A 22,495-nucleotide genomic window follows, 5' to 3' on the forward strand; every position below is an offset into this window, starting at 1 on the left:
TCAAACCAGAGAACTCAATAAAATAAAACTAAAAATACGCCGTAAAAAAGGAGGCGCATAAAGCGCCTCCATTTCAGTTATTCCAACGGAGGGACAACACATGACCCGCCTTCACCCTCCTTCATATGCACCTGAACCAAATGCCTATCGGACGTTGTTGGAACTCCCCCTAGCGTCACAGTGTATTCAACTGCACCAAAGGCACTGCCAGTCTGATCGAAGACGGCGAATGGAAAATTGATATAGGCGCCATCGATGGACTCCCGCGCACTGACTCTGTAATTAACCTTGTCGGTCACACCAACGATTGGAGTAATACCAGCGGCATCTGAATACGCCTGATAAACAAGCTCGATATCTTGATCCGCCAGTTGAGCATCCGGTGGAATAAAGACAATAATTGCCAACCCGACAACCGGAACTCTGCGAACGGAATTACAGTTAAGATAACCAAAGTCCTCATCAAGATGCTGGAATACCGGATCAGACACATCAACATCATGAATTTGAACATCAACTTCTGTCGGAAGAGAAACAGCATAGCCATCCGCAACTGCATCAAAGGCGATGTAGTGAACCAGCGTATCGATATCATTGCCTGATGCATCAACTAACGCCCATGGGACCGTGAAAGTAATTTCAAAGCCGGTGGGTTCGGTGCCGAGAACGACATAACGCCCGCCTTCATTTGGCGTGGTGGATGCCGGAACTTCTACGCCGTTCCAGTAAAGCTGTACTTCTTCGTCTGCTTTAGACCCATCGTACAAAGGTACAGTGACTGTCACAGGCCCCGTCGAGTCAACTTTACGTATCACATTTTTCTCAGGTGTAACGGCGCCTTTAGCCGTCACCAAAGGCAAACTTTCGTCCGGCGGCCCTGGTTTTTCGGGGTCTATGGTGCCGGGCCTTCTCAAATCTTTTTTGACAAGTGTAACGATGGGGCCTGCAGCAGGGTGGTGTTTGTTACCACGCCGAACCCGCAGTCCTACCGGGACGTCATCCTTAAAGGCAACACCGTTGTAGACGTCTCTAAAATGCACGTCAGTAAAGACTGGAAAACCAGTGATCAACTTTTCCTGTTGTACCTTGCCATCCCAGATAATTTGCATATAGTCACGACCGGACACAAAACCCACATACTGTTCTTTGATGCAAACTCCCACGCCGGTAACGGTCTGCGCGTCAATCAAGCTGATGACCCCGTCGTCATCGAACAGTGGAACAACGGGTGGTACCAACACCGGAGGGTCAGTCAGAACCAAGTCAAGATGCAGACGATCCGATTGCGCCGATCGATTGCCTTTACGGTCAGTATGATCAGTCCAAAGCGCTTTAGGGATTTCCTCCGTGCCTACCATCTCTTTGGTTAAACGGAACACCGGCGCAGTAATCGGGCTTTCGAGAGTCTTTGTGCCGACCAATACGGTATCGTTTATACGTGAACCAAACCAACAGCGGATGACATCACCAATTTTGTTGGCTTGAGTCAGCGGAGCTGTCACTTCTATATATCCGTGAAGATCTAGGTACTCCTTGGTAATTTCAGTAACCGGGGCCGTCGGCTTAATGGGCGGAGGTGCTTCCCTGTCGACATTGACAGTCAATGGAGTGACTACAGCTCCGGTATTACCTCCATGATTAATACGGTACTTCAACTCGTGCTTACCGGCTTTATCTGTCAATCCAGCAGGCAGCGTCAAATTAAAAGGGAAATCAGCAGGGTTAACGGGGGTTTTATAACGATATCTTGGCTCATTCAGCAGAGTCCCGTTCCATACAAACTGAATGATCCCGTCGATGGGAGGATTAGTTTGCTGCGACTGTTCAAACTGGTCGATCTGGACCTTAAGTGGCAAACCCTGAAACTGGAAATGAAGCTGGTTCACATCGTCATCGACTTCATGGTTCATGAAGGGGTTATCCGAGTGTAGTCTTGGCGGAGCAGCCGGTACTGGGTCTGCTGAAAATCGCAACTTTCGATAAGCCAGTGCGTTTTCCTGTTCCTTCGTCAGTCGAGTCAGCTTGATGTAGTTCGACATATTATCGTTCCTTTCAGTGCCTGGGCTTTACCTGCCCTTAGGTATAACGACCCAGCGCCTGACCAACGACTGCAAGGCGCCGATAAACAACCTGCTTTGCAAACATTCGCTACAACTAAAAACCTGCAACCTCATGGTTGGATTTAAAGACAGGCCGCTAGCGCTGGCTACTGTCAGAAATCACAGGTTTTGCTACCGCCGGTCGGACACTTCCCTAAACAACGCACAACAAAAAACCCGCCATCCCTTACACAGGGATGGCGGGTTTTGTTGTTTAAGGTTTCAGGTCACACGGTATCCACCTTCAACGAATGATCATTCAGCATGCCGTTGATGATGGTCGCCGTATCCGCCCCGGCAATCACCCCACCCGCGCCCGGCGTCACACCGTAATGGCTGGCCAGGTCCACACCGGCCAGGTCGATCGTCTGGTTTGGCGCAGCACCCGCCATGCCGCTGACGTCGATGCTGGTGACCAGTGAATCGCCGCTGCCGGTGACTTTGAAGTGTAGGTAGTCATCCAGCGACGCCGCCGTGCCGTTCTCCCCTTGCAGCAGTTGCGACAGGTCGAGTTTGTCGGCACCTGGCGTGAAGTCGGTGACCACGTCGTGGCCGCTGTTGCCTTTGAGCCACAGGAAGGTGTCGGCGCCGGCACCACCGGTGAGGGTATTGTTGCCGAGGCCGCCGATGAGCACGTCATCGCCGCCGCCACCGTTGAGCACGTCGTTGCCGAGGCCGCCGGTGATGATGTTGTTGTGGCTGTCGCCAGTCAGTTTGTCATCGAAGCTGGAACCGGTGAGGTTTTCGATGGCGGTCAGGGTATCGGTGCCGGCACCCACGGTGTTTTGCGCGCCGAGCAGGCTCAGATCCACTTTGACCCCGGCGGTGGCGTGGGCGTAGCTCGCGGTGTCGATGCCGGTGCCGCCGTCGAGCAGGTCGTTGCCCGCGCCGCTGTAGAGCAAGTCATTGCCGGCGCCACCGTGCAGTTCGTTGTTGCCTGCACCGGCAGTGAGCACATCGTTGCCGTCGCCGGCGTTGATCACGTTGTTGCCGGTGCCCGCCACCAGCATGTCGTCACCCGTTGTGCCGGTGAGGGTGTGACCGTCCTGATAGCTGATGGTCGCCGCTGCACTGTCGCCGACGGCGTAGGCGCCGTGATAGTCCGGGGTGGTGTTGTGGGCGCCGGAGTAGTCGACGGTCATGGTCAGTTGGTAATCTTCCGCGCCTTTGCCGTTGCCATGCCCGCCGTTGTCGATGTTGGTGATGTGGATCTGGTAGGTGCCGTCTGCTGCGGCGGTGATGGTCTGGCCATCGCCGATGCCGATGAACGTGCCGCCGTTGACCGAGTACTCCATGGTGACGTGACCGCCCGCCAGGTTGTGATCGAGGTTCAGGGTTTCACCCTGTTTGAGGGTGACGGTGATGCGGTCCTCGTCATTGGTGTTGTTGTTTTTGACTTCGCCCAACGCTCCGCTGACCACCAGCACCGCGGTCATGGCTGCGGTGTTGGCGACGAATGCGCTGCGCGCGATGGTCACCGATTGAGCGTTGTTGCCGGTGAAGCTGTAGCTCTGGTTGCTGCCGGTAAAGTCCGCGCCTTTGGCAATCCAGCCAGTGTTGAAGGTGGTTGGCGATACGGTCAGCGGGTTGGAGTTGGCATCGATGTCGTTGGCCAGCAGCACGTCGCCCGGCACCGTGACGTTGCCCGACAGGACGTTGGTGATGATGGTGACGCCATTGTCGCTGGCCGCGTTGATGCAGCCGTTGCTGACGTCGATGGTGATGGTCGTGGTGCTTTCGTCACCGTCGTTATCACGCAGGGTGTAGGTGAAGACGTCGGTCGCACCGGGGCCGTTCACGGCATTCGGGTTGCTGTGGTATTCGACGTTGCCCTGGGCGTCCAGGGTCAGGTAACCGTAGGTGCCGTTGATGTGGGTGTTGAGGCCACCGTTGACCGGGGTCGAAGTGTCCGAGCCGGCGCGCACGCCGACCACGCCACCGCCGAGCAAGGGGCCATCGGCGCCGGCGACGTCGTTCCACAGCACGTTGCCGCTGACGGTGCCGCCCTCCACCACCGACGTTGCCTCAGGGTTGGCGTTCGGCGTGTCATCGACGATGTTGACGTTGATCTGCCCGGTCGCGGTGCTGCCGTTGACATCCTTGGCCGCCACGTCGAAGTTCTCGGAGATGCTGTCGGCACCACCGGCATTCGGGTGATCGCTGTCGTAACGCAGCGTATAGCTGTAGCTCACCACGCCGGTGGCCGGGTTGTAACCGGTGATGGTGAAAATCGCGCCGGTGTCGGTCTCGCTCGATTGCGGGAAACCTGCCGCCACGCCTGCGGTGACCACGGCGATGCCACCCACGGTGAGGGTTAGCAGGCCATCCGGAGCGTTGACGTTGAAGGTGCCGGTCTGGATCAGCGCTGGTGCGTCCGGGTCGGTGCCGTAGGTGAGGTTTTTTTCGTAGACGGTCAGCTCGCCGCCACACGCGTCGAGGCCGCTGAGAGTGACCGGGCTGATGCAGCCATTGGTGACGTCGATGGTGATGGTCGTGGTGCTTTCGTCACCGTCGTTATCGCGCAGGGTGTAGGTGAACACGTCGGTCGCGCCCGGACCGTTCACCCCGTTCGGGTAGCTGTGGTATTCGGCGTTGCCCTGGGCGTCCAGGGTCAGGTAACCGTAGGTGCCGTTGATGTGGGTGTTGAGGCCACCGTTGACCGGGGTCGAAGTATCCGAGCCGGCGCGCACGCCGACCACGCCACCGCCGAGCAAGGGACCGTCGGCGCCGGCGACGTCGTTCCACAGCACGTTGCCGCTGACCACACCGCCCTCGGTCACCGAGGTCGCGTCGGGGCTGGCGTTCGGTGTGTCATCGACGATGTTGACGTTGATCTGCCCGGTCGCGGTGCTGCCGTTGACATCCTTGGCCGCCACATCGAAGTTCTCGGAGATGCTGTCGGCACCACCGGCATTCGGGTGGTCGCTGTCGTAACGCAGCGTATAGCTGTAGCTCACCACGCCGGTGGCCGGGTTGTAACCGGTGATGGTGAAGATCGCGCCGGTGTCGGTCTCACTCGATTGCGGGAAGCCTGCCGCCACGCCCGCCGTGACCACGGCGATGCCACCCACGGTCAGGGTTTGCAGGCCATCCGGCGCGCTGACGTTGAAGGTGCCAGTCTGGGTCAGCGCCGGGGCATCCGGGTCGGTGCCGTAGGTGAGGTTTTTTTCGTAGACGGTCAGTTCACCGCCACACGCGTCGAGGCCGTTGAGGGTGACCGGTGTGATACAGCCGTTGCTGACGTCGATGGTGATGGTCGTGGTGCTTTCATCACCGTCGTTATCACGCAGGGTGTAGGTGAACACGTCCGTCGCGCCGGGACCATTCACCCCGTTCGGGTTGCTGTGGTATTCGGCATTCCCCTGGGCGTCCAGGGTCAGGTAACCGTAGGTGCCGTTGATGTGGGTGTTGAGCCCGCCGTTGACCGGGGTCGAGGTGTCCGAGCCGGCGCGCACACCGACCACGCCACCGCCGAGCAAGGGACCGTCGGCGCCGGCGACGTCGTTCCACAACACGTTGCCGCTGACGGTGCCGCCCTCCGCCACCGAGGTCGCGTCCGGGCTGGCGTTCGGTGTGTCGTCGACGATGTTGACATTGATCTGCCCGGTCGCGGTGCTGCCATCGACATCCTTGGCCACCACGTCGAAGTGTTCGGAGATGCTGTCGGCACCCCCGGCATTCGGGTGGTCGCTGTCGTAACGCAGCGTGTAGCTGTAACTCACCACGCCGGTCGCCGAGTTGTAACCGGTGATGGTGAAGATCGCGCCGGTATCGGTCTCACTCGATTGCGGGAAGCCTGCCGCCACGCCCGCAGTGACCACGGCGATGCCGCCCACGGTGAGGGTTTGCAGACCGTCCAGCGCGGTGACGGTGAAGGTGCCGGTCTGGCTCAGGGCCGGTGCATCCGGGTCGGTGCCGTAGGTGAGGTTTTTCTCGTAGACGGTCAGTTCGCCGCCACACACGTCGAGACCGTTGAGGGTCACCGGGCTGTTATGGATGTTCAGTTCCAGCGTCGCGGTGCTGATGTCGCCGTCGGCATCGGTGAGGGTGTAGTTGAATTGCTCCTTCCCCTCACCGCCATTGTGCAGCGCCTTGAAATCGGCATCGCTGATGTTCAGCGTGTAGGTGTAGGTACCGTTGGCATTCAGCACCAGGGTGCCGTAAGTCCCGGTGAACGTGCCCGCGGTAATCGGTCCGCTGTCCGGTCCGGTCGGCACGCGGTCCGCGCCTTGCACGTCGTTGCTCAGGACGTTGCCTTCGAGGGTCAGGTGCGTTGGCGTGGCGGTACCGTCGTTGCTGTCATCCATCGCTTTGGGCACGTCGTCGACGATGTTGACCTTGATGGTGCTGGTGACGGTGTTGCCCAGGGAATCGGTGGCCTGGTAGGTGAAGCTTTCGCTCAGGGTATTGGCGCCGTTGTCCGCGTGCGGCGTGGTGCTGGCCGGCGAGGTCAGGGTGTAGGTGTAGGTGCCGTTGGGGTTGAGCAGGATTTGCCCATAGGTTCCGGTGGCGCTGCCGACCAGGGTGTAGGTGACTGCGCCGGAAGCACCGGTGACCGAGCCTACCAGTGTGCCGGAGGCAGTTTCGCCGGTATGGCCCGGCTCACTGCCGGTGACGGTGCCCGCCGCGAGATCCTGGCCATCCTTGCTCAGGTCGAGGGCTTTTTCGTAGACGGTGACGTCGTTGTCGACGGCGGCTCTGATGCAGCTGTTGGTGACGTCGATGGTGATGGTCGTGGTGCTTTCGTCACCGTCGTTATCGCGCAAGGTGTAGGTGAACACATCGGTCGCGCCCGGGCCGTTCACGCCGTTCGGGTAGCTGTGGTATTCGGCGTTGCCCTGGGCGTCCAGGGTCAGGTAACCGTAGGTGCCGTTGATGTGGGTGTTGAGCCCGCCGTTGACCGGAGTCGAGGTGTCCGAGCCGGCGCGCACGCCGACCACGCCACCGCCGAGCAACGGACCGTCGGCGCCGGCGACGTCGTTCCACAGCACGTTGCCGCTGACGGTGCCGCCCTCCACCACCGAGGTCGCGTCCGGGTTGGCGTTCGGTGTGTCATCGACGATGTTGACGTTGATCTGCCCGGTCGCAGTGCTGCCGTCGACATCCTTGGCCACCACGTCGAAGTGTTCGGAGCTACTGTTGACGCCGCCGCCATTCGGGTGGTCGCTGTCGTAACGCAGCGTGTAGCTGTAGCTCACCACACCGGTCGCCGGGTTGTAACCGGTGATGGTGAAGATCGCGCCGGTGTCGGTCTCAGTCGATTGCGGAAAACCTGCCGCCACGCCCGCAGTGACCACGGCGATGCCGCCCACGGTGAGGGTTTGCAGACCGTCCAGCGCGGTGACAGTGAAGGTGCCGGTCTGGATCAGCGCCGGTGCGTCCGGGTCGGTGCCGTAGGTGAGGTTTTTCTCGTAGACGGTCAGCTCGCCGCCCTCTACGTCGAGGCCATTCAGGGTGACGGGATTGTCTGGAATGTCTGGAGTATCCGGAATGCCCGGACGATCCGGGGTATCAGCCACAATCGGTGCAGCGGTCGCATTGCCGCCATTGTCCGGATCGCCGGCCAGACGCTCCAGCGGAAATTCGGGAACACCATTGAAGCCCGCAGTGGGAAATCCGACAGTCGGATCGACCCGCCCGGCCACTTCCTCCAGCAGCACAAAACTGTGGCCGCCGCCCAATGCACCGCCGGGCGCACCCGGTGTGCCCGGCCCCGCCGCCGTCGCTTCAGCGGTTTGGGTCGGGTCGTCGCCCGCCGCGATGGCTTTTTGTACTCGCTCGACATCTGACAGTTGAGCCTGAGTCGGCGTGTTCGCTTCAGGTGTATTCACATGGGAGGCGTGATCCACCAGCAATTGGGGGTTCATTTGCAGACTGCTGCCACGCCCGAGCGTCAGTTCCTGGCCATTTTGCAGGTGCACCGCCACCGCGCCTTCGGCCCCGGTGATCAGTTGATCGCCGGCAAACAGCCGGTCCCCTTCGACCAGAGCACGCCGGGTGCCGTTGCTCGCCTCGGCGAACACCTGACCAATGACCTTACTGACGATACCGATGAGCGTAGCCATGTGCACTTCCTCCGCTGCCGACTGCCGTCGGCATCCTGTTGTTTGCGAAGAACGTGCTCATGGGTCAAGCGGTGGCCAGCGAGCCTCTTCCGGGGAGCAGCTTGTCAACACCAAGCCCCTGCCCTGGCGACTATCTCGCCAAGCGTGTCGCTCATGGGCGACGTGTCCGCTACGGAATAAAACCCTCTGCAATCAAAGGCATCGGGATCCTGTTCGGTAACACCTCGTCCAGTGAGCGATGCGTAACGGTTCTGAACCAACCAAGTGACAAAAAACCGTCACCAAAAAAACCGTTTCGCGTCCCTCCCCTCCAGCACTTCTACGCCCTAGTCGATATGTGGGTGGAACTTTCCTTTTGCCCTTTTGAGCGCCCTAACGCTCATAAATCAAGGGCTTTCGACGTGAACAATGTGCTGGATTTTGCAGAGCGCATAAGTTTTTTTTGGCATAACCCTTATGAGAAATTCTTCTTAGGTTCCTCCCAGAATGTTCTTAGCTCTGTTGTAACGAGCATGAAACGGTTCTACCTATAAATGTCGTCAAATAATTGGCGACTAATAAGCACCATTAGGACTCAGGGAGATGTACCCATGCGCCGATTGAACCCTATCTGCAGTGCGATTCTATTGGCCATGGCCTGTACTTCTCAGGCTCACGCCATGTCACTGACCGAGGCGATCCAGAGCACCATTGCGACCCACCCGGAACTGGCGTCGCGGGTGGACAGCCGTCTGTCGGCCGATGAAGACGTGAAAGTCGCCAAGGGGGGCTTTTATCCTTCCGTGGATCTGAACGCCGCGTACGGGCGCGGGTACAGCGATAACACCAACACCCGGGCCTTCGGCAATCACCACACGGAAATCCTGAACTACACCCAATCGGAACTGCGTCTGCGGCAGATGCTGTTCGATGGTTTCAACACGGCCAACGAAGTCGAGCGCACCAAAGGCGTGGTCAACTCGCGGGCCTATTACGCGCAGGGCACCGCCCAGGATCTGGCCCTGCGCACCATCGAGGTCTACCTCGACGTGCTCAAGCGTCGCGAACTGGTGACGCTGGCCAAGAACAACCTGCAAGCCCACCTGCGGGTCAACGACCAGATCGGCCTGCGCACCCAGCGCGGGATCGGCAGCAACGCTGACGCCGACCAGTCCGTGGCGCGTCGGGCACTCGCGGAAAACAACCTCGACACCGCGGAAGTCGATCTGGCCGATGCCGAAGCGAATTTCTACGCCGTCACCGGGCGCATGCCCGATGAACTGGAAACGCTGCCGTCGATTCGCGGCGAATTGCCGGCCACGATCCGGGATGCCCAACAGAGCATGGTCGACAACAACCCGTACCTGAAATCGGCCCAGGCGGATGTACAATCGGCCGAGAGCCAGTACGAAGTCGCCAAGTCGCCGTTCTACCCACGCTTCGACGCTGAAGCCGCGGTGGGGGCGAATAACAACATCGCCGGCGAAGAAGGCCACGACAACGAATGGCGCGTCGGCGTCGTGATGAACTACAACCTGTTCCGCGGCGGCAGCGACAAGGCACGACTGGCCTCCGACGCGCACAAGATCAACCAGGCCATGGACATCCGCAACAATGCCCTGCGCCAACTCAACGAGAACATTCACCTGGCCTGGAACGCCATGGTCAACGCGAAAAAACAAACCCCGACCGCCCGCGAATACGCCGAAACCACTACCCGCGTACGGGCAGCGTATCAAGACCAGTTCGGCCTCGGCCAACGGACCCTGCTCGACGTGCTCGACAGTGAAAACGAACTCTACAACGCCAACCGCCGCTATACCGAAGTGCGCTACACCGAGGAATACTCGATGTACCGCGTGCTGGCGAACATGGGCCAGTTGCTGAGCAAACAACGCGTGGTGCTGCCCGCCGACGCGATTGCCCGGACCGAAGTGAAAAACGAAGCCCGTTTGCCTGAACTGAAGTAGCGTACTGGAGCGAGCAATGTGACCAGCATGGAACCCGGCAACACTGGTGTCGATCCGCGGCTGAGCTTCGATGACCCGCTTCTGGACGGTCTGTTGATTCTCTGCAAACTTCATGGCGCGACGGTCAGTCGCGCCAGCCTGAGTGCCGGGCTGCCAATGGCACACCAACGCCTGAGCCTGGACCTGCTGCCGCGCGCAGCGGCCCGGGCCAGTTTGCAGGCGCGTTTGTTGCGCCGTGAACTGGACGACATTTCTGCGCTCAATCTGCCCGTGCTGCTGATCCTCGACAACGGTCGCACCGCCGTGCTGCGTCGCTTTGGCGATGATGGTCGCCTGCTGATCCTGCCGAGCGAAGCCGACGGTGGCGAGCAATGGGTCAGCCGTGAAGAGCTGGCCGAAAACTACAGCGGCCAGGCCTTGTTCGCCCGGCCACGGCACGAACTCGAAGACCTGCGCTCGCCTCTGGTGCCGCGTGTGGAGGCGTGGTTTCGCGACACCTTGAAGCTGTCGAAATGGCTGTACAGCGATGCGATCCTGGCGAGTTTCCTGATCAATCTGCTGGGGTTGATGGTGCCGCTGTTCGTGATGCAGACCTACGACCGAGTGGTGCCGAACCAGGCCACTTCGACCCTGTGGGTGCTGTCCATCGGCTTGCTGATCGGCACCGGTTTCGAGCTGGCATTGCGGGTGGTCCGTGCGCATTTGCTGGACACCGCCGGCAAGAAAACCGACGTGATCCTGTCCGCGACCTTGTTCGAACGCATCACCGGCATGTCGATGAAAGCGCGGCCGGCGACCATCGGCGGTTTTGCCCAGAGCATCCATGACTTCCAGGGCCTGCGCGAATTCCTCACCGCCGTGACGCTGACGAGCCTGATCGACCTGCCCTTCGCCGTGCTGATGCTGGTGGTGATCGGCCTGCTCGGTGGCTGGCTGGTGGTGATTCCGTTGCTGGCGTTTCCGATCACGATCCTGTTCGCGATGGTGATTCAGGTGCGCCTGCGCGACACCGTGCAAAAAAGCCTGACCCTCGGCGCCGAACGCCAAGCGTTGCTGATCGAAACCCTCGGCGGCCTGGAAACCCTCAAGGCCTGCAGCGCCGAAAGCGAGCGCCAGCACAAATGGGAAAGCACCCACGGCGCCCTCACCCGCCTCGACAGCCACGCGCGCAACCTCTCGGCGCTGGCCACCAACGGCACGCTGTTCATCCAGCAGTTCTCCGGCATGGCGACCATCGTCGCCGGGGTCTACAGCATCATCGCCGGCAACCTCAGCGTCGGTGCGCTGGTGGCGACCTACATGCTTGGCAGTCGAGTACTCGCACCGCTGGGGCAGATCGCCGGGTTGATCACGCGCTATCAGCAAGCGCAACTGACGATGAAAAGCACCGATGCGCTGATGGGCCTGCCACAGGAACGCGACGCCAAACAGCGACCGCTGGAACGCACGCAACTGCAAGGCGCCCTCGACGTCAGCGGCGTGACCTTTCACTACAACGGCCAGAATGCACCGGCGCTGGCCAACATCAGTTTCAGCCTCAAACCCGGAGAGCGGGTGGGCATCATCGGTCGCAGCGGTTCGGGGAAAAGCACCTTGGGGCGACTGCTCATGGGTTTCTACGAACCGGAGGAAGGCCAGTTGCTGCTCGATGGCCTGGACCTGCGGCAACTGGACGTCGCCGACCTGCGCCAACAGATCGGATACGTCGCCCATGACCTGCCGTTGCTGGCCGGCAGCCTGCGCGACAACCTGACCCTCGGCGCACGCTACATCAGCGATGCGCGGATGCTGGAGGTGGCCGAACTGACAGGCGTCACCGAGCTCGCACGTCAACACCCACAAGGGTTTGACCGGCCCGTCGGCGAACGCGGGCAGTTGTTGTCGGGGGGGCAACGCCAAGCCGTATTGCTGGCCCGCGCCTTGTTGCTCGACCCGCCGATCATGCTGCTCGACGAACCCACCAGCGCCATGGACAACAGCAGCGAAGATGTCCTGCGGCAAAAGCTTCACGGTTGGGTCCAGGGTAAAACCTTGCTGCTGGTGACCCACCGCACCTCGATGCTCAGCCTGGTGGATCGGTTGGTAGTGCTGGACAACGGGAGGATCGTCGCCGACGGTCCGAAAGAAGCGGTCATCGATGCACTGCGCAAGGGCCGTGTCGGCTCTGCGGCCGTCTAGGAGTCCGCCCATGTCATCGTCACAAAGCTCACGCGGCTACTTCGACAGCTTCAGCAAAAGCGCCGAAAGCGAATTCATGCCGGAAACCGCCGGCGCTTCGTTGCAGGATTCACCGCGCTGGTCGCGGATTACCGTGTGGCTCGCCGCTGCGCTGATCATCAGCGCCGTGGTCTGGGCGAAGTTTGCGGTGTTGCAAGAAGTCACCATGGGCGAAGGCAAGGCGATTCCGTCGAGCAAGGTTCAAGTGATCCAGAACCTGGAGGGCGGCATCGTCACCGAGATCTTCGTGCGCGAAGGGCAAATGGTGAACAAGGGCGACACGCTGCTGCGCCTGGATGACACGCGGTTTCTGTCGAACAAGGGAGAAAGTGAAGCGGATCGTTATGCCTTGACCGCGCAGGTCGAACGCCTGTCCGCCGAGGCCGAGGGGCGGCCGTTCAAGTTGTCGCCGGAGGTGATCGCCAAGGCCCCGCAAGTGGCCGAGGACGAGCGCTCGCTGTACGAACAACGGCAACGCCGGTTGGCCAGCGAGCAACGCACGCTGACCGAACAACTGCGGCAGAAAACCCAGGAACTGGCGGAGTTCCGCTCCAAACAGGGTCAATACAGTTCAAGCCTGGCGCTGCTGCAACAAGAGATGAACATGTCTGCGCCACTGGTGGGCACCGGGGCGGTGTCGCCGGTGGAAATCCTGCGGCTCAAACGCAGCGCGGTAGAAATCCGTGGTTCGCTGAATGCCACGACGCTGGCGATTCCTCGCGCCGAGTCGGCGATCAACGAGATCAAAAGCAAGATCGACGAGTCGGAACAATCCTTCCGTTCGGACGCGGCGAAAGAGCTCAATGAGAAACGCACCGACCTGTCGAAAATAACCGCGTCGAGCATCGCCATCGATGATCGCGTGAGCCGCACCACGGTGGTATCGCCGGTGCACGGGATTATCAAAGTGCTGAAGGTCAACACCATCGGCGGCGTGGTCCAGCCGGGCAGCGACATGGTGGAAATCGTGCCCATCGAAGACAACCTGCTGATCGAAGCCAAGGTGCGCCCGCAGGACGTGGCGTTCCTGCATCCGGGGCAGAAGGCGATGGTCAAGTTCAGTGCGTACGACTACACGATTTATGGTGGGTTGAGTGCCAAGCTTGAGTTGATTGGTGCGGACACGATTACTGATGACAAGGGCAACAGCTTCTATCTGATTCAGGTGCGGACCGATAAAAATCACTTGGGTGGGGATGTGAAACCACTGCTGATCATTCCGGGGATGGTGGCGACGGTGGATATCATTACCGGGGAGAAAAGTGTGCTGGATTATCTGCTGAAACCGGTGTTGAAAGCGCGGACGGAGGCGATGCGGGAGCGGTAATCACTTTCCGAAAAATTTGGTGATTGACCCGGCCTCTTCGCGGGCAAGCCTCGCTCCTACAGGTTATGCGTTAATTTCGACATTACGCAGACCTGTAGGAGCGAGGCTTGCCCGCGAAGAGGCCCTCACTGACACCGACTATTGCGGACCATGATTGCGCTGGAAAACCTCCTCCCCCATCGCCGCAATCTGCCCCTCGATCAACGCCTCGAACGGCTTCAACAACGGCTCGAAACTGACAGGCGCTTCCAGCGTCTGCAACGCCTGCACAATCGCCTCCACCGTCGACAACGCCCCCGGCCCCGGCGCCTTGCGCAAGCGATACCGCGACACGCCGCCCTCCACCAAAGTCACTCGGGGCAATGCCGCCAGCAGCGGATTGAGGTGCAGCATTTTGCGTGCCTTGCGCCAGGTGCCGTCCGGCACCACCAACAAGAGTGGCTCATCGTTTGCGGCGTACGCCTGCATCGGTTGCGCATCATCGGCCGGAAACAATAATCGCGCCTGATAGCCCGGCTGATTCAACAGCGCCGGCAAATCCTCGAACACCTCACCCACAATCAACTCGGCATTCTTCAACCCCAACGCCGCCAGCCTTGCGGTGTTCAGCGCATGGTTCACTTCGCTCGGATGCTGCAGCAGCAACACCCGAGTGCGGCTGTCGAGGCTCGGGATCAGTGGGCACAGGCAGTGGGTTTGCGGGCGCAGGCAGCGCGGGCATTGGATTCTGGACATGGTTTCAAGCCTGATTGAGCTGCGCCTTGAGCAGGTCGCGGAAGGTCTGGATCAGCGGTTCGCGGCTGCGGCCCCGGCGCATGATCATCGAGAACGGTGCCTGGTAACCGAAGGTCGCCGGCAGCAACACGCGCAAATCACCCTTGTCGGCCCAGGCCTGGGCGTAATGCTCCGGCAGATAACCGATATAGGCGCCGGACAGCACCAGAATCAACTGCGCCTCCATACTTTCCACGGTCGCGGCACTGTGCTTGAAGCCGTGGCGCGCCAGTTCGGCCTGGCTCCAGTAACCGCGACCGACCATGCGTTGCTGGGTGATGACCTGTTCGGGAATGCGCCGCTCGGTGAACAGCGGGTGACGGCTGCTGCAATACAGCCAGTGTTGCTCGCGGTACAACGGCATGTAGACCAGCCCACTCATGCGCGTGGAAAACGCGCCGATGGCCAGGTCGAGGCGGTTGTCCTGCACGCCGAGTTGCAGCTCGTACGGGCTCATCACCGACAGGTGCAAATGCACGGCCGGGTGTTCCTGGCTGTAGGCGCCGATGGCTTCGGCGAACGGCAAGGCCTTGTCGCTGACGGTGGAGTCGATGACGCCGAGGTTCAGCGTACCGCGCAGCTCACCTTTCAGCGCCGCCGCGTATTGCTCGAAGCCTTCGAGTTCGCCGAGCAGGCGCAGGGTTTCCTGATGGAACAGCTCGCCTTTGCTGGTCAGGCTGAAACCGCCGCGCCCGCGATGGCACAGCACCAGGCCGAGGGCCGCTTCGAGCTGGCTCATGTAGGTGCTGATCGCCGAGGTCGAGAGGTTGAGCTCTTGCTGGGCGTTGGCAAACCCCTGATGGCGGACCACGCTGACGAAGATGCGTAATAGTTTCAGGTCGGGTAAAGCGTTGGCCATGGGGGCTCCGTAGCGTGTATCGGTGAGTCCGCGTTGTTTGACGGCGGTTGCTGCGCAACCGATCGCCAGCAAGCTGGCTCCTACAGGGTCGTGCAGCATTGACGATTACGCTCAACCTGTAGGAGCCGGCTTGCCGGCGATTCGGTTGCATGGACAACCCATCCCTCAAGCCGGGAAGTCTATCCCCCCTCCCGCCATTAGTTTAGAAAAATCTGAACTAAGTATTTGTCCGTAGCGATTCTTCCCGGCCACTACATTTCGCAGAATCGGCCCCTAACGGTGCCCGAGCCTCCCCGGTGCGGTGCAACCGACATAAATAAAACAACGACGATGAGGCCTTACCCGTGGACAAGATTCTTCACCAACCACTGGGCGGCAACGAAATGCCGCGCTTCGGCGGCATCGCCACCATGCTCCGACTCCCCCATGTACCTACCGCTGCCGGCCTGGACGCTGCCTTTATCGGCATCCCACTGGACATCGGTACTTCCCTGCGCCCTGGCACCCGTTTCGGGCCGCGTGAAATCCGCGCTGAATCGGTCATGATCCGCCCGTACAACATGGCCACCGGCGCGGCACCGTTCGACTCGCTGTCGGTTGCCGACATCGGCGACATCGCGATCAACACCTTCAACCTGCTCGACGCCGTGCGGATCATCGAAGAGTCCTACGACAACATCCTTGAACACGATGTGATCCCCCTGACCCTCGGCGGCGACCACACCATCACCCTGCCGATCCTGCGTGCCATCCACAAAAAGCACGGCAAGGTCGGCCTGGTGCACATCGACGCTCACGCCGATGTGAACGATCACATGTTCGGCGAGAAAATCGCCCACGGCACCACCTTCCGTCGCGCCGTCGAAGAAGGTCTTCTGGATTGCGACCGTGTAGTGCAAATTGGCCTGCGCGCTCAGGGCTACACCGCCGATGACTTCAACTGGAGCCGCAATCAGGGCTTCCGTGTGGTTCAGGCCGAAGAATGCTGGCACAAATCCCTGGCCCCCCTGATGGCCGAAGTTCGCGAGAAAGTCGGCGGCGGTCCGGTGTACCTGAGCTTCGATATCGACGGTATCGACCCGGCCTGGGCACCTGGCACCGGCACTCCGGAAATCGGCGGCCTGACCACCATTCAGGCGATCGAAATCGTTCGCGGCTGCCAAGGTCTCGACCTGGTCGGTTGCGACCTGGTAGAAGTCTCGCCCGCTTATGACACCACCGGCAACACCTCGCTGCTGGGCGCCAACCTGCTGTACGAAATGCTCTGCGTACTGCCTGGCGTGGCCCACCGCTGAGGATCGGTCATGAACGAACGTGATCAGGTTTTGCACGCTGCCGCCGATCTGGTGGCAGCCTTTGCCCGTAACGATCGCGAAGCCTACTTCGGCGCCTTCAGCGCCGATGCCAGCTTCGTCTTCTACACCCTCGAGCAGCCTCTGCTGTCGCGCGATGCCTATCAGGCGTTGTGGGACACCTGGCGTGCCGAGGATGGCTTCGAGGTGCTGTCGTGCACCTCGAGCAACGCTTTCGTCAGCCTGCAGGGTGACGTCGCGATTTTCATCCATGACGTGGCCACCGAGCTGCGCATGCAAGGGGAGCAACACTTCAGCCAGGAGCGCGAGACGATTGTTTTCAAGAAACAAGCGTCTGGCCAAGAACAACAAGGCCTATGGCTGGCCTGCCACGAACATTTGTCCGCAATGCCGGAAGGGCTGCCAACCCCTTAGCCAAACAGGTGACGCTCACACACGATGAGCGCGCCTTTATGATCGGAGCAGATCATGAATAACAACAACAACGACCAAAGCCTTACGCACATTGAAACCTACGGGGTCGAACAGATCCCGGACAACGAACGCACCGCAGGCCCGACGGACTTGTTCCGGATGATCTTCGGCGGTTCCAATACCTTTGCCACCGCCGTGCTCGGCAGTTTCCCGGTGCTGTTCGGCCTGTCATTCCAGGCGGGCGTCTGGGCGATTGTGCTGGGCGTGTTACTGGGTTCGCTGATCCTCGCGCCGATGGGCCTGTTCGGCCCGATCAATGGCACCAACAACGCCGTGTCTTCCGGTGCGCACTTCGGCGTGCACGGGCGGATCGTCGGTTCGTTCCTGTCGCTGTTGACCGCCATCGCCTTCTTCTCGCTCTCGGTATGGAGTTCGGGTGATGCGCTGATCGGTGGCGCAAAACGCCTGATCGGCCTGCCGGAAACCGACCTGACCCTGGGCCTGGCCTACGGTCTGTTCGCGATCCTGGTACTGACGGTTTGCATCTACGGCTTCCGTTTCCTGCTGTGGGTCAACAAGATCGCGGTGTGGAGCGCCAGCCTGCTGTTCCTGCTGGGCATCTTCGCTTTCGCCGGTCCTTTCGATGTGAACTACGCCGGCACCGTGAGCATGGGCCAACCGGGTTTCTGGGCTGCCTTCATCGGCGCTGCGCTGGTGGCGATGAGCAACCCGATTTCCTTCGGCGCGTTCCTCGGCGACTGGTCGCGTTACATCCCGCGTGAAACCTCCAAGCGCCGGATCATGGCCGCGGTGGTGATCTCGCAGATCGCAACGTTCATCCCGTTCCTGTTCGGCCTCGCCACCGCCACTATCGTAGCGATCAAGGCGCCGGACTACATCGCCGCGAACAACTACGTCGGCGGCCTGCTGGCCGTCTCGCCGAGCTGGTTCTTCCTGCCGGTGTGCCTGATTGCGGTGATCGGCGGCATGTCCACCGGCACCACCTCGCTGTATGGCACCGGGCTGGACATGTCCAGCGTGTTCCCGCGTGTGCTGTCGCGGGTCAAGGCCACCCTGTTGATCGGTGTGATGTCGATTGCCTTCATCTTCATCGGACGCTTTGCGGCGAACCTGGTGCAGAGCGTGTCGACCTTCGCCGTACTGATCATCACCTGCACCACTCCGTGGATGGTGATCATGATCATCGGCCTGCTGGTGCGCCGCGGCTTCTACTGCCCGGATGACCTGCAAGTGTTCACCCGCGGCGAGAAAGGCGGTCGTTACTGGTTCACCCACGGCTGGAACTGGCGTGGGCTGGGTGCCTGGATCCCGAGTGCATTGGTCGGTTTGTGCTTTGTGAACCTGCCGGGGCAATTCGTGGGTGTACTGGGGAACCTGGCGGATGGCATCGACATCAGCCTGCCGGTAACCCTCGGCCTGGCCTCGCTGGTGTACCTGGCGCTGCTGAGCCTGTTCCCGGAATCGGCTGCGGTGTTCGGCCCGAATGATCCCCGCAGCAAGAGCACGGATTCGCTCGGTAAACCGGCGTTGCGACAAGCCGCCTGATTAAACGCATTACCTGTGGCAAACGCATTACCTGTAGGAGCGAGCGATGCGGCATTCCGACTTGCCCGCGAAGAACGATGACGCGGTCTGCCTGACTGTCCGCGGCGCTCCTTTCGCGGGCAAGCCTCGCTCCTACAAGGATTGATGTTTCCACAGGGATTGATTTTCGCCTCACCATAAAAAAGACAATCGGAGACACGCCATCATGGCATTGGATTTATTCGTCGTACTCATCTACGCCGCCGCGATGCTGATACTCGGCTACTACGGCATGCGCAAGGCCAAGACCAACGAAGACTTTTTGGTCGCCGGTCGTAACCTCGGCCCGAGCCTGTACATGGGCACCATGGCCGCTACCGTTCTGGGCGGTGCATCTACCGTCGGCACCGTGCGCTTGGGCTACGTCCATGGCATTTCCGGTTTCTGGCTCTGCGCGGCCCTCGGCTGCGGGATCGTGGCGCTGAACCTGTTCCTCGCCAAACCGCTGCTGAAACTGAAAATCTACACCGTTACCCAGGTGCTGGAAAAACGCTACAACCCGATGGCCCGCTCCGCGAGCGCGGTGATCATGCTGGCGTATGCACTGATGATCGGCGTGGTTTCGATCCTGGCCATCGGCACCGTACTGCAAGTGCTGTTCGACCTGCCGTTCTGGCTGTCGGTATTGGTCGGCGGTGGCGTGGTGGTGATTTATTCGGCGATCGGCGGCATGTGGTCCCTGACCCTGACCGACATCGTCCAGTTCGTCATCAAGACCGTGGGCCTGATGTTCATCCTGTTGCCGATCTGCCTGTACCGCGTCGGTGGTTGGGATGAGTTGGTGTTGAAACTGCCGGCAACCGCCTTCAGCTTCACCACGATTGGCTGGGACACCATCATCACCTACTTCATGATCTACTTCTTCGGGATCCTGATCGGCCAAGACATCTGGCAGCGTGTGTTCACCGTCAAGAGCGCCAAAGTGGCTCAGGTCGCCGGTACATTCGCAGGCTTCTACTGCATCCTTTACGGACTGGCCTGCGCCCTGATCGGCATGGCTGCTCATGTGCTGATCCCGGACCTGGACAACGTCAACAACGCCTTCGCCGCCATCGTCAAACTGTCCCTGCCGGACGGTATCCGTGGCCTGGTGATCGCCGCTGCCCTGGCAGCCATGATGTCCACCGCCAGCGCCGGCCTGCTCGCCGCTGCCACCACCCTGACCGAAGACCTGCTGCCGAAACTGCGCGGCGGCAAACAGTCGAGCCTGGGCGTCAACCGCCTGTTCACCCTGCTGACCGGCTTCGCGGTATTGGGTATCGCACTGGTGGTCAACGACGTGATCAGCGCCCTGACCCTGGCGTACAACCTGTTGGTGGGCGGCATGCTGATCCCGCTGATCGGTGCAATCTTCTGGAAACGCGCCACCACTGCCGGCGCCATCGCCAGCATGGGCATGGGCTTTGCCACTGCGCTGGTGTTCATGATCAAGGATGGTATGGATGCCAACACGCCGATCTACTACAGCCTCGCTGTGGGCCTGGTGAGTTTCGTGCTGGTCAGCTTGCTGTCCCGTCGCCCGGCGCAGGTGGCGAGCGCCATCTAAGCTTTCTATAACGACTTGATGCTTTCTTCGACGGGTGTGGCGTCGGTTGCCACACCCGTTTTTTTTCGTCCGGAGAAAACCTTTGATGAAGATTGTTTCTCGCGATCAGTGGTTTGAGGTCAAGCAACTCAGCGACGGCATCCGTCTGATTCACGAGCCTTACATCCGTCCCTTCTACCGCTGCAACCTCTGGCACATTCAGGGCCGTGACAAGGACCTGTTGCTGGACAGCGGCTCCGGTTTGGTGAGCCTGCGCGAGCAACTGCCGTGGATCACCGAACGGCCATTGGTGGCGGTGGCCAGCCACTGCCATTTCGACCACATCGCCGGCCATCACGAGTTTGCCGAACGCCTGGTCCATCCTGCCGAGGCTGACATCCTGGCGGCACCTGACGGCGAAAACGATTTGAGCCGGGCATTTGTCGGCGACGATATGTTCGAGGCACATCCTGATTGCCCGCTGTGTTACGCCGAGTACCGGGTCAAAGCCGCGCCGGCCACGGGAATGATCGAGGAAGGTGACGTGCTGGATCTGGGCAATCGCGTGCTGCAGGTGCTGCACACGCCGGGACATTCACCGGGCGGCATCAGCCTGTATGAAGCGGCGACCGAAACCCTGTTCAGCGGCGACATCATCTACGACGGGCCGCTGATCGAAGACGCTTACCATTCCAACCTCGACGACTACGCGCGCAGTCTGCAGCGCTTGCGTGAGTTACCGATCCGCACCGTGCATGGCGGGCATTTCGGCAGTTTTTCCGGGGAATATTTGCGCACGATGATTGATGAGTGGCAGCGCTCGCATGGCTGAAGCCTGCTGTACTCGACACCAGGGAAAACAACAGGCATTTAGCGCCGAAGAAGAGCGGATGCTCAAAATCGCCAGGACGGCGAATGATCTGAGTCGGTTTTTGATGGAGATCGGGCGACACTGATTTCGCCCGTTTTTTGAATTTACACCTGCTACGCAGCCGAATGCAGCCGTCGACAGCTGCTACAACACGGCTGCGGTGTTCCAGACCTTGACGTTACCGACGACGCTGCTGGCGTCGACGCTGTTCATCGTCAGTGCGAATAGGCACAGGTTGCAGAGGCGGTTCGATCAAACCGAGTGCGACACCCAGGTCATGCAGCCAGTTTTGAATTTTCTCTTTCATGGTGCCCCCTTCAGGGTAGTGCCGAGCGGCTGAAATTCTGTAGCCCCTTCGCACTGATAATAGTCCGAAGTCCTACGAAATGCTCGGCAAAATCCGCAATGATCTGTTACTGAATTGATCAAAATACCTGACCATTAGCTCAGGCAATCGCCTGGGCCTGAATCGACACCCTGGGTAGACCGGTCACTGCTGGCCAAGGGCTTTGCGCAAACGACGGCGCACCCACTGCTCAGCGCTGACAAACGTAATGCCGAGCAGCACCAGCACGGCACCGATGACAAAGTTGAGACTCAGCGCCTCACCCAGCAACACCACGCCGAACGTGACACCGAACAACGGCGTCATGAACGAAAACACCGCGAGGTTCGCCGCCAGATACCGGCGCAACAGCCAAAACCACGTCAGGTAACTGAAAAACGAGACCACCAGCCCCTGGAACAACACGCTGGCCACGGCCACGGTGGTCAGACTGACGTGGGTAACCTGGCCACTCAGCATCGCGATCAGCAGCAGGCCGACGAAACCGACAATCAACTGATAGAACAACGTAAGCGTCACCGGCGCTTCCGACAGGCGCGAGGCCCGCACCACGACCGTGGTCGCCCCCCAGGAGGCACCGGCCAATACGCCCAGTGCATCGCCCATCAACATGCGGTGATCGAGGTTGTCCCAGGACACCCCACCGGCAAACGCGATGGCAATCCCGACAAACGCCAGAAAAATCCCCAACCATTGCACCGGTCTTAAACGCTCACTCGGCAACAGCCAGTGCACACCCAGCGCGGTGAAGATCGGCGCGGTGTAAAGGAACACCGACATGTGTGCGGCCGTGGTCAGCTGCAAGCCTTCGGAAATGAAGAAAAATTCCAGTCCAAACAGCGCGCCGGCCAGTAGTCCACCGCGCCACGTATGGCTGACCTGATCCCAACCGCCCTTCCAGCAGATCAGTAATCCTACAAGCAACGCAGAAATGCCTGACCGACCGGCCGCCTGCATGACTGGCGCGATGTCCGGCGCCGCCCACTTGATCATGACTTGCTGTACGCCCCAGATCAGGCACAACCCGACCATCACTTGCAGGGCAAACCCATCGGCGCTACGCCGGCTGGCGCTCACCGGAACACCTCGACAATACAATCCATGGCAGTGACTCACAGTAGAAAGCAAAGC

General features: G+C 60.3%; 14 protein-coding genes and 1 pseudogene. 9 read left to right on the plus strand and 6 right to left on the minus strand.

Annotated elements, in window-relative coordinates; translation table 11 throughout:
- Positions 1-77: 77 nt before the first annotated feature.
- Together ACYZUC_RS12495 and ACYZUC_RS12500 are read right to left on the minus strand one after the other, a co-directional pair.
- Positions 78-2,039, minus strand: a complete 1,962-nt coding sequence (locus tag ACYZUC_RS12495; RefSeq protein ID WP_461996015.1) for a hypothetical protein — start codon at positions 2,037-2,039, stop codon at positions 78-80.
- A gap of 287 nt (positions 2,040-2,326) precedes the next feature.
- Positions 2,327-8,164, minus strand: a complete 5,838-nt coding sequence (locus ACYZUC_RS12500; protein ID WP_461996017.1) for a retention module-containing protein — start codon at positions 8,162-8,164, stop codon at positions 2,327-2,329.
- Between the two features lie 590 nt (positions 8,165-8,754).
- On the opposite strand from ACYZUC_RS12500, the gene ACYZUC_RS12505 reads away from it, so the two are divergent.
- Genes ACYZUC_RS12505 through ACYZUC_RS12515 form a run of 3 tightly spaced genes read left to right on the plus strand, consistent with a single transcriptional unit; the run spans position 8,755 to position 13,657 of the window.
- Positions 8,755-10,113: a TolC family outer membrane protein gene (locus ACYZUC_RS12505; RefSeq protein ID WP_461996019.1), complete on the plus strand. Its 1,359-nt coding sequence runs from the start codon at positions 8,755-8,757 to the stop codon at positions 10,111-10,113.
- An 18-nt stretch (positions 10,114-10,131) separates the two neighbouring features.
- Positions 10,132-12,291 (plus strand): type I secretion system permease/ATPase, encoded by a 2,160-nt coding sequence (locus ACYZUC_RS12510; protein ID WP_461996021.1) that lies wholly within the window; start codon positions 10,132-10,134, stop codon positions 12,289-12,291.
- A gap of 10 nt (positions 12,292-12,301) precedes the next feature.
- Positions 12,302-13,657, plus strand: a complete 1,356-nt coding sequence (locus ACYZUC_RS12515; protein WP_461996023.1) for an HlyD family type I secretion periplasmic adaptor subunit — start codon at positions 12,302-12,304, stop codon at positions 13,655-13,657.
- A gap of 138 nt (positions 13,658-13,795) precedes the next feature.
- On the opposite strand, the gene ACYZUC_RS12520 is transcribed toward ACYZUC_RS12515, so the two are convergent.
- Together ACYZUC_RS12520 and ACYZUC_RS12525 are read right to left on the minus strand one after the other, a co-directional pair.
- Positions 13,796-14,392, minus strand: coding sequence for a tRNA-uridine aminocarboxypropyltransferase (locus ACYZUC_RS12520; protein ID WP_461996025.1), 597 nt, complete (start codon positions 14,390-14,392; stop codon positions 13,796-13,798).
- Between the two features lie 4 nt (positions 14,393-14,396).
- Positions 14,397-15,290: a LysR family transcriptional regulator gene (locus tag ACYZUC_RS12525; RefSeq protein WP_008034255.1), complete on the minus strand. Its 894-nt coding sequence runs from the start codon at positions 15,288-15,290 to the stop codon at positions 14,397-14,399.
- 344 nt (positions 15,291-15,634) lie between these two features.
- Here ACYZUC_RS12525 and speB point away from each other — a divergent pair, with 344 nt between their 5' ends.
- From speB to ACYZUC_RS12555, 6 genes and pseudogenes are all read left to right on the plus strand, one after another.
- Positions 15,635-16,585 (plus strand): agmatinase, encoded by a 951-nt coding sequence (gene speB, locus ACYZUC_RS12530; RefSeq protein WP_008034256.1) that lies wholly within the window; start codon positions 15,635-15,637, stop codon positions 16,583-16,585.
- A 9-nt stretch (positions 16,586-16,594) separates the two neighbouring features.
- Positions 16,595-17,017, plus strand: a complete 423-nt coding sequence (locus ACYZUC_RS12535) for a YybH family protein (protein WP_008040968.1) — start codon at positions 16,595-16,597, stop codon at positions 17,015-17,017.
- A 54-nt stretch (positions 17,018-17,071) separates the two neighbouring features.
- Complete coding sequence (locus ACYZUC_RS12540; RefSeq protein ID WP_008034259.1) at positions 17,072-18,583, plus strand: purine-cytosine permease family protein; 1,512 nt, start codon at positions 17,072-17,074, stop codon at positions 18,581-18,583.
- Positions 18,584-18,788: 205 nt separating this feature from the next.
- On the plus strand, positions 18,789-20,168 hold the full coding sequence (locus ACYZUC_RS12545) for a sodium:solute symporter family protein (RefSeq protein WP_461996029.1): 1,380 nt from the start codon (positions 18,789-18,791) through the stop codon (positions 20,166-20,168).
- A gap of 85 nt (positions 20,169-20,253) precedes the next feature.
- Positions 20,254-20,979 carry an MBL fold metallo-hydrolase gene (locus ACYZUC_RS12550; protein WP_461996031.1) on the plus strand — a complete coding sequence of 242 codons (726 nt, stop codon included), beginning with the start codon at positions 20,254-20,256 and terminating at the stop codon, positions 20,977-20,979.
- Between the two features lie 34 nt (positions 20,980-21,013).
- Positions 21,014-21,103, plus strand: a pseudogene (locus ACYZUC_RS12555) (acyl carrier protein); the annotation flags it as partial.
- Between the two features lie 93 nt (positions 21,104-21,196).
- Here the strand turns inward: ACYZUC_RS12555 and ACYZUC_RS12560 are convergent.
- Both ACYZUC_RS12560 and ACYZUC_RS12565 read right to left on the minus strand, forming a co-directional pair.
- Positions 21,197-21,325, minus strand: coding sequence for a PA1414 family protein (locus ACYZUC_RS12560; RefSeq protein WP_007914492.1), 129 nt, complete (start codon positions 21,323-21,325; stop codon positions 21,197-21,199).
- Between the two features lie 183 nt (positions 21,326-21,508).
- The gene (locus ACYZUC_RS12565; protein WP_223435077.1) at positions 21,509-22,441 is read right to left on the minus strand and encodes a DMT family transporter; all 933 of its coding nucleotides are present in this window, start codon (positions 22,439-22,441) and stop codon (positions 21,509-21,511) included.
- Positions 22,442-22,495 lie beyond the last annotated feature (54 nt).

Source organism: Pseudomonas sp. GT1P32, from assembly GCF_054897805.1.